General features: G+C 35.4%; 8 protein-coding genes. All 8 read right to left on the bottom strand.

Annotation, left to right across the window (positions count from 1 at the left end):
- Positions 1-34: 34 nt before the first annotated feature.
- Entirely contained in the window at positions 35-205 is a 171-nt protein-coding gene (locus tag CCAND38_RS11530; protein WP_082021468.1) for a DpnD/PcfM family protein, read from the bottom strand.
- A 4-nt stretch (positions 206-209) separates the two neighbouring features.
- Positions 210-923, bottom strand: coding sequence for a type II restriction enzyme NmeDI-related protein (locus tag CCAND38_RS07665; protein ID WP_042344678.1), 714 nt, complete (start codon positions 921-923; stop codon positions 210-212).
- 74 nt (positions 924-997) lie between these two features.
- The gene (gene nhaA, locus CCAND38_RS07670) at positions 998-2155 is read right to left on the bottom strand and encodes a Na+/H+ antiporter NhaA (protein ID WP_042344679.1); all 1158 of its coding nucleotides are present in this window, start codon (positions 2153-2155) and stop codon (positions 998-1000) included.
- A 369-nt stretch (positions 2156-2524) separates the two neighbouring features.
- Entirely contained in the window at positions 2525-3598 is a 1074-nt protein-coding gene (gene prfA, locus CCAND38_RS07675; protein WP_042344688.1) for a peptide chain release factor 1, read from the bottom strand.
- 157 nt (positions 3599-3755) lie between these two features.
- On the bottom strand, positions 3756-4598 hold the full coding sequence (locus tag CCAND38_RS07680; protein ID WP_082024973.1) for a DUF4249 domain-containing protein: 843 nt from the start codon (positions 4596-4598) through the stop codon (positions 3756-3758).
- A gap of 6 nt (positions 4599-4604) precedes the next feature.
- Positions 4605-6953 (bottom strand): TonB-dependent receptor, encoded by a 2349-nt coding sequence (locus CCAND38_RS07685; RefSeq protein ID WP_082024974.1) that lies wholly within the window; start codon positions 6951-6953, stop codon positions 4605-4607.
- An 11-nt stretch (positions 6954-6964) separates the two neighbouring features.
- Positions 6965-7252 (bottom strand): hypothetical protein, encoded by a 288-nt coding sequence (locus tag CCAND38_RS07690; protein WP_042344682.1) that lies wholly within the window; start codon positions 7250-7252, stop codon positions 6965-6967.
- Positions 7245-8447 carry a clostripain-related cysteine peptidase gene (locus tag CCAND38_RS07695; RefSeq protein ID WP_197066343.1) on the bottom strand — a complete coding sequence of 401 codons (1203 nt, stop codon included), beginning with the start codon at positions 8445-8447 and terminating at the stop codon, positions 7245-7247. The genes CCAND38_RS07690 and CCAND38_RS07695 overlap by 8 nt, the downstream gene beginning before the upstream one ends.
- Positions 8448-8514: the final 67 nt, after the last annotated feature.

Here is an 8514-nt window from a genome sequence, read left to right on the forward strand (position 1 = left end):
TCATTCAAACAGATAAAAGAGGCATGAAAAAAAATCATTCTAAATATTCTATGATTTCATGAGTTACAAAATCATCGAAATCTAAAATGATTTCTTCATTTTTATACATCTCTTCTACTTTTTGAACTGCTTCTTGTTCGTTTTCTGCCTCAACCGGAACTATTCTTGATAGAATTTCCTTTACTTCTATTTTATAAATATTCATTTTTTTATTCTAAATCCCCTATTTTGTACAATTCAAAACTCTTCGTATGCAAATCCGAAACAAAATCATAATCAATAAACTGTACTCTATTTTTTATTTGCTTAAATGCAGAATATGCTATTTTTTGTTCAAATTCTTTTTTTCTCTCACTTGCACTTAAAATATAAAATTTAGAATAAAAATCCTGTAAGTCATTAAATTTCAATAACGAATTTTGTATATCGGTAGAATGTTCAACTTCAAAAAAAGAATGTGGTAAATTTCTGTTATTGAACCATATCACATCTATTGTTTTAGCCCTATTAACGATATTTTGATAACTAAAATCAAATATTTTGTCTAAGGTAGAAATGCTCCTCAATGGTCTGTCTAAAAATAATTTATTTTTATCTTGTGCGGGAATAAAAGTGTTGTATCCTTTTAAATTTCCTATTTCGAGCAATAATCCCTGAAAATAAGTATGTGCAAATTCTTGTTCTTTCTTTGTAGATAATTGTATTTCGAACTTATTTAAAATTTCGTTCTGAAACTCTTTTAAAGCCCAAAGTCCTGGTTTTATTTTAAAGAAAAATCGTTCATCTTGTACAATCCTTCGTATGGAAGCAAAAGGAGTTTTTGTAGCCCAATCAGATACATCAACTTTATGATTGAGAAAACCGAGCGTTGCAAACCCTCCGTTTTCTCTCATAACTTGTATAACCTGTTCATATTGTTTCATATATCAGATTTTTCCCTTCTCGGATATCAATTGGGCTTTGTATCTTACTTCATTTCAAAAGACACCTCCATATTTTATACTTCTTCCTCCACCACAGTGTTCTTCAAGATCAATTTTAACGACACAAATCCGATAAGTCCTGCCATTAGAGACGACAGCAAAATAACTAACTTAGAGTTATTGATAACCATAATATCGTTATCGAAAGCTAAAAGAGTGATAAAAATTGACATAGTAAAACCAATCCCTGCCAAGAAACCTACTCCTAAAACAGATTTCCAATTAATATCGGAAGGCAGTTTGCAAAGCCCAAATGAAACAGCTAAGAAAGATAATAAGAAAATACCCAATGGTTTTCCAACAATCAAACCTAAAGCAATTCCCAAGCTATTGTTTTGTGTTAATATCTCGGAAATGTCTCCTTCAAAGAAAATAGCAGTATTTGCCAAAGCAAAAATCGGTAGAATTACGAAAGCTACGGGTTTATGCAAATAGTGTTGCAGTTTATAGGAAGTCGATTCCTCTCCTCCATCACCAAATGGAATTGCAAAAGCCAATAGCACCCCTGCTATGGTGGCATGTACGCCCGATACCAACATGAAATACCACATCGCAACTCCTCCTAACAAATAAGGAATGAGTGATTTAATTTTTAAACGATTTAAAACTAACAACACCGCGAATATCCCCAAAGCAATAAGAAGATTTGTCCAAAGCAACTCTTTAGTATAGAAGATTGCGATGATAATAATTGCTCCCAAATCGTCAATTACAGCTAAGGCAGTAAGAAACACTTTCAGCGAAACAGGAACGCGATTGCCTAATAATGAGAGTATTCCCAACGCAAAAGCGATGTCAGTTGCCATTGGGATTCCTGCTCCTGCTTGGGTTTTCGTTCCGAAATTAAGAGCTAAAAATATTCCCGCAGGAATTAACATACCTCCGATAGCTGCAAAAATAGGAAGTAATGCATCTTTCACATTTGAAAGTTCTCCTTTGTAAATTTCTCGTTCTAATTCCAAACCGATGAGTAAGAAGAAAATAGCCATCAGTCCATCGTTAATCCAATGTTCAATGCTCAAACCTGCAGTTTTGGTTTGAAAAAATTGAACATAACTTTCTCCAAACGAAGAGTTTGCTATCAGAAGAGATATAACAGTACAGGCTATTAAAATCAAACCTCCTGCTTTTTCACTTTCAAAAAATTCTTTAAATAATTTTGTTGCTTTCATGCTTTAATTTTTAATGATAGGATCTAAATAAATGTATCCAAGCACTTCTATTAAGAGATCCTTTGTGATTAATATAGATTTATTTGGCAATATCCTTAGACTTGCCGTTCGTTTACAGTAATTTTTAATGTATAAAAAATATAATTGAAAAGATTTAAGTTGATGGTGAACACTACTTTTTCAAGTTGGAATAGAAGTGTTCACCTCAGCAATGGATTGCATATAAACTTATCACTTAAAAAACGGTACATCCGCAATTTCTCAAAAAATTTAGCTAATACAGATATTCTTTTAATGTTGTTCAGTCTATCAAAATCTTTCGTACTAATTTTATGGGAGAAATACCAAGTAATTATTATTATTTATGAACTAAAAAATATCTCCTTCTTTGAGTTTTTCGGTATTTTCGGCAAGTTGTAGCTCGTCGATAAGGCGTTGTACATCACCGTTGATAACGTTTTGCAAATCGTAGAGTGTCAGCCCGATGCGGTGGTCAGTTACACGTCCTTGCGGATAGTTATACGTACGGATTTTAGCACTTCTGTCGCCACTGGAAACCATACTTTTACGTCGTGCCGAATCTTCTTCCATTTTTTTAGCCAATTCCATCTCGTACAAACGTGAACGCAACACTTTCAAAGCCTTATCCAAGTTTTTATGCTGTGATTTTTCGTCTTGGCAACGTACTTCAATCCCTGTGGGAATGTGTTGCAACTGAATGGCGGAATACGTGGTGTTCACCGACTGCCCTCCAGGTCCTGTTGAGGTCGTTCTGATGATTTTAACGTCTGCCATATCCAATTCCACGTCAAATTCTTCTGCTTCGGGCAATACCATCACAGTCGCCGCCGAAGTATGCACTCGCCCTTGCGTTTCCGTTTGCGGAACACGTTGCACTCGATGCACACCCGCCTCAAACTTGAGCGTTCCGTACACGTTATCGCCCGTAACTTCAAAGATGATTTCTTTATATCCGCCTGAAGTTCCTTCGTTGTAATCCATTACAGATGTGTTCCATCCTTTTGATTGACAATATTTTGTGTACATACGATACAAATCCCCTGCGAAAATAGAAGCCTCATCGCCTCCCGTTCCCGCACGGATTTCCATTACGGCATTTTTGGCATCTTCAGGGTCTTTCGGGATAAGCATAAAGCGGATTTCCTCCTCCAATTGCGGAAGTTTTTCTTTGGCTTCGTCCAATTGCATTTTTGCCATTTCCACCATTTCAGCATCGGTTTCATTGGCGATAATTTCCTCAGCCTCACTAATGTTTGAAGTTACAATGATGTATTCCTCTCGCTTATCAATAAGATCTTTGAGGTCTTTATATTCTTTGTTAAGCTGAATATAGCGTTTTTGATCGGAAATAACATCAGGTTGAATGATTAAATCCGAAACTTCGTCAAATCTTTGTTTTACAATGTTTAGTCTCTCAAGCATTTTGTTTTGAATATCTCTAATAAATATAGTAATTGGGTGCAAAAATAGTAAAAATGGTTTGAAATACAATTCGTTTTGAGAAATCTATATCCCTAAAAAGTCTTTTATAACCTTTTTTTGTGACTAACTAAGGAGTTACGCTCTGCTTGTATACTCTCTAAAGTTCCAGAGTAACAACCTTCTTCGTATAAGCTCCAAATACACCCAATCCTCCTTTTATATTTGAGTTAAGAATTACAGTCTCTGCAAAAGGACCTGCATCCTGTGCCTCATTCTGTGAAGACACACTACGTGCATACTCATAGAAATTGACATCGGCATTATAGAGCGTTACAATTACCTTTTTTACATACTGAGCTGAACCAAATTCTTTTTCCGAACGCACAGTGATTCTATGTCCATCGCGATTATTATCTGTAAAAAACTTAGCCTCTAATCTGCGATCGTAATTAGACAGTTCCTGACGAACCAAAATCACAGGAATGTAATAATTACGCTGGTTAGCTGTGTCCTGAAAGTCAAACGACACTTGGTAGGCATCACTACCTTCGCTTTTAGTATTAATAAGCTTTAGGTTTTGTACATCCCCTACAATATCATGAGGTACAGTACAATGAGCCGTTGCCTTATTACCTTTAGTATCCTGTACTTCTAAGTAATAGGTTTTTCCTGTTTCAATCGGGAAATTTGTGGTACTAATGATGTAATATCCTGAGTGAGTTTCATAGGGAATAGTAACACTTCCATATTGGTCGTTTCGCAAAGTTACCCGTGCATCACTCACCGAAGGCATTCCAGACTCTGATCGACTACCAAAAATTGGGTTCGATAGAGCTACTTTAACTTTCACATCGGGGCTACCCGCTGAAATATAACTATGTACCACCAATTGAGGATGGGTACTGATTTGCGGTGGGTCAACCTCGCTCTTGAAAAAGTTTTCACAGCTCATTAATAGAAATCCACCAAGAAGAAGTAATATGCTAAAATATTTTTTCATTACGATTTAGAATTTTAAATTATATGTAACAGAAGGAATTATTGGGAAAATAGAGTACTGCTCAAGTACATTCTTTCTGGCAGAACTACTTCCAGAGTACTCGCTTCTGATTGAATAGAAAAACGGATTTCTACGCGAATACGCGTTGTAAACCCCTATTTCCCAAGTACGTTTCATATTTTTACCTTTGTTTTTATGAAACTGAACAGCTAAATCCAATCGATGATAAGCTCGCATTCTGAAACTATTTTTCTCGTCATAGTTATATGCAGTGTATCCATCTATTGCTTCAGAGACATCTCCTTTGTCTACTTGGTAGGAAGATACAGGTAAGCTAATTGCATTGCCTGTCCCATAAACCCAAGTACCTGAAAGGGTTACCTTCTCCGATAGATTGTAGATTGCCACAAGAGAAACATCGTGTCGGCGGTCGTAACGAGGGAAAAACTTACGTCCTCCATTATCTCCATCAAATTGATGTTGCGTCCATGAGAGGGTATAGCCTAACCAACCCGACAGCTTTCCAACCTTCCGTTGTAACAACAATTCTGCTCCGTATGACCATCCCTGCCCTCGAATGATGCTCTCTTGCCAAGCATATTCCGAAACACTTTCAAAGTCTTCCAACAACAAGAAATTTGCTCCAGGAGCATACCCTATAATATTGTCCATTTTTTTATAATATCCTTCTACGGAAAGACTTAGATTTCTGTCTATAATATCTTTGGCTACTCCAAAAGCCACTTGTCTTGATTTTTGAGGTTTGACTTCATCAGTGGTTGGTATCCATAAATCCATTGGTAGTGAAATTCCCGAACTACTCAACAAATGTACGTACTGACTCATAGAAGTGTAAGAGGCTTTCACTGACCAATCGTTGGGCAGAGTATACCCTACTGAGAACCGAGGCTCAAGGTCTTGATATGAAGTTTTTTTGTGCAGATAGTGACTCAATCGAAGCCCTGCATTTAGTCGTAACTTTTCCTGTAACGTCAACTCATTTTCGATATAAATACCTGATTCTAATGTTTTTATATCTTGTATTTTGCGTTCAAATTGGTTAAAAGCTGGATCTTTAATAACAATAGCACTCGGTCTAAATCGGTGGAAAGTAGTAGCAAACCCTGTACGAATCAAATAGTTAGGATTCAGATTGATTTGCATATCATATTTCAGTCCAACATCCTTAATCCCTGAGTTGTACCGCATTTCGAAAACGTTATTTTTATGTGTATCTTCTTGGAATATTTCAAACAAATAATCACTAAAAATCAACGAAGTATTAGAAAATATTTTATCCGTAAATAGGTGATTCCAACGCAGTGTTGCCGTAGCATTACCCCAATGCAAACCTCCCTTAAACACCTCTCCACTACTCTCTTTATCTCTAAAATAGAATTTATCTCTGCCAAAATACCCACTTAAATATAGTTTATCTTTCTGACCAAAATCGTAGTTTATTTTCATGTTAAGATCATAAAAAAAGTAACCTAACTTTGCATTCTCAGGCATTAGTGGACGCGTCAACAGATCAATGTAAGTTCGTCTGCCTGAAATAATAAACGATGATTTGTCTTTAACGATAGGAGCTTCAAGCGTAAGCCTTGATGAGATAAGCCCAATCCCAATATCACCTGCGAATCGTTCTTTATTTCCATCTTTCATGCTCATATCTAATACTGACGAAAGCCTTCCTCCGTAACGAGCAGGAAATCCGCCTTTGGTAAGATTTACGTTTTTGATAGCATCTCCGTTAAAAATAGAGAAAAACCCAAACAGATGCGAAGCATTATAAACGGGAGCATCATCCAGAATGAGTAAATTCTGATCAGGCCCTCCTCCACGAACATACAAACCGCTACTTCCTTCCGAACCTGATTGTACTCCAGGTAGAAGTTGTAAAACTTTCAGTACGTCTTTCTCTCCCAATAAGGCAGGTATTTTCTGCACCTGAGCAATCGGAACTTGGATTGTACTCATCTGTGAACTCCGACTGAGCATGGGAGTTCTTTCCCCTGTAACAACCACTTCTTCAAGCAATTGAGCATCTTCCAACTCTACATTCAAAGACATATCTCCCGATAGCTCAATCTTTTGTGTAAAAAGTTGATACCCTACATAAGAAACATATAACTCATGCTCACCCTCAGGTAGAGAGATGGTATAGAACCCATAATTATTAGTTATTGTTCCGACTTTTAAATCAGGTATGTAAATATTCGCCCCAATAAGAAGTTCCTTACTTCCTTTTTCAGTAATATACCCACTAATCGTATATTTCTTTTGTCCCCAAACAACACTGCTAAACAGTCCCAAAACAAGGAACAAAATGAGATTAGATGTATTTGTTTTCATCATTTATAAGTTTAATCAATTAAAATAGTTCCGTCAGAAATCAAGGTTAATAAAATAGTGTTTTTATGACTTATGGCTTTAAATTTTGTAGTGATTATCAAATTTGAAGTAGTATAAAGTTTCACACTATACGATGAAACTGAAAACTTTTCTTTAAAAAAGTAAGTTTCTCCCACTGAAAGAGACTTATTGAACGTAGCACTTCCTATCTTTATAGAATCAATAGCTTCAAAATAATTATTTTTTACACCTATGTTGTAATTTTCTTGAAATATTTCTTCCTTTTTACAACTAATCATGAATGTAATTAACCATATTAACAGCATTGTTCCAAGAAAGCGTTTTGTAAAAATCATAAACCTCATTTGTGTTATCTATTTTGTTGGGAACAAAGATACTTACACCAGTACTTTTTTCCAAAGGAATTTTATTAAAAAAATAAGATGTATGGTCGTAACATACAATTAATTTCTCAAATTGTTTTGAAAGTTCTATTTCCGTTTGATTAGGTTGTAAATGGTTCAAAAAATCCCCCATATCAAACAGATAATCAGAGCCTTCTTGGTCATATTGCAACCATTTGGTTGTATCTATTTTTTCCGTTTGTTGTGATAGACATTTATTAAAAAGATAAGCAAAATTTTTTAATTCACTTGTTTTTATAGTAGTAACGGCAGCAGATTGTAAAATTCCTTGTTTTTGTTTAAAATGAGAAACATATTTTTTAGAAATATTGTTGTAATTCACTGTATTTTCAAGCATATCTATTAAAATATCTTTGTAAGGAAAACCTGTTGCTAAAACCTCTGTTGGCGAGGCAATGATATAATCAAAACTATTTTTAAGTTCATAAAAAACTTCTATGGATGCCATAAAACACGCATCAAACAACAAAAAATCAAAGTGATAATTTACTAATGATTTCGCTAATTTTCTGATGTCCATTTCAGAATTAATCGCCGTGTCTTCTGTCGCGGTTTGGTCAACTCCAAACGATTTTACGGCTGTGGCTCTGTTTGAAGCCAACAGAGAACTTTTAGGCAACCAAGCACTACCGTGCGACCAAAGTACCAAGCCACGAATCTTTTCATTTTTGGCGGTAGTCAAAGTAATTACCTTATTTAAAACCTCTTTAAAAACAACTTCATTTGAAGAATCTTTTTCAGGATAGACTTTTAAAATTTTTGAATTGATTTGAGCAGTAGTGTCAGCTGAAATTTGGTATAGTAGTGGATGAGCTGTTTTGCGGTTCTTGGCTCGGTCAATGTAGACATAAATACTCCCTTTATCTGGATTTTCGGCTATAAATGCTTCCATTTCGTTTATGTTAGCAGTGGCATAAAAATCCAAGTCATTATCGGCTATCATGTACACAAACAACGCCTTATCTTTCTGTAAAGATGTTAATCCTGTGATTTCATCTTTATTGCAACCCACTAAAACAAACACTTGTAGCAATGCCACAAGTGTTTTTATATAAAATCTACTCCCCATATTGTTCAAATATTTTACTTCCATAAAAACCTTGACGTGTATTTATAAACCATATTTGCCCTGAATT

This window comes from Capnocytophaga canis (genome assembly GCF_000827555.1).
Classification (GTDB): domain Bacteria; phylum Bacteroidota; class Bacteroidia; order Flavobacteriales; family Flavobacteriaceae; genus Capnocytophaga; species Capnocytophaga canis.

What these genes read in the sequence shown, in the direction of transcription:
- CCAND38_RS11530 (WP_082021468.1), bottom strand. Translation starts at nt 205, where the DNA reads ATGAATATTTATAAAATAGAAGTAAAGGAAATTCTATCAAGAATAGTT.
- CCAND38_RS07680 (WP_082024973.1), bottom strand. Translation starts at nt 4,598, where the DNA reads ATGAAAAAATATTTTAGCATATTACTTCTTCTTGGTGGATTTCTATTA.
- CCAND38_RS07695 (WP_197066343.1), bottom strand. Translation starts at nt 8,447, where the DNA reads ATGGGGAGTAGATTTTATATAAAAACACTTGTGGCATTGCTACAAGTG.
- nhaA (WP_042344679.1), bottom strand. Translation starts at nt 2,155, where the DNA reads ATGAAAGCAACAAAATTATTTAAAGAATTTTTTGAAAGTGAAAAAGCA.
- CCAND38_RS07685 (WP_082024974.1), bottom strand. Translation starts at nt 6,953, where the DNA reads ATGAAAACAAATACATCTAATCTCATTTTGTTCCTTGTTTTGGGACTG.
- CCAND38_RS07690 (WP_042344682.1), bottom strand. Translation starts at nt 7,252, where the DNA reads ATGATTAGTTGTAAAAAGGAAGAAATATTTCAAGAAAATTACAACATA.
- CCAND38_RS07665 (WP_042344678.1), bottom strand. Translation starts at nt 923, where the DNA reads ATGAAACAATATGAACAGGTTATACAAGTTATGAGAGAAAACGGAGGG.
- prfA (WP_042344688.1), bottom strand. Translation starts at nt 3,598, where the DNA reads ATGCTTGAGAGACTAAACATTGTAAAACAAAGATTTGACGAAGTTTCG.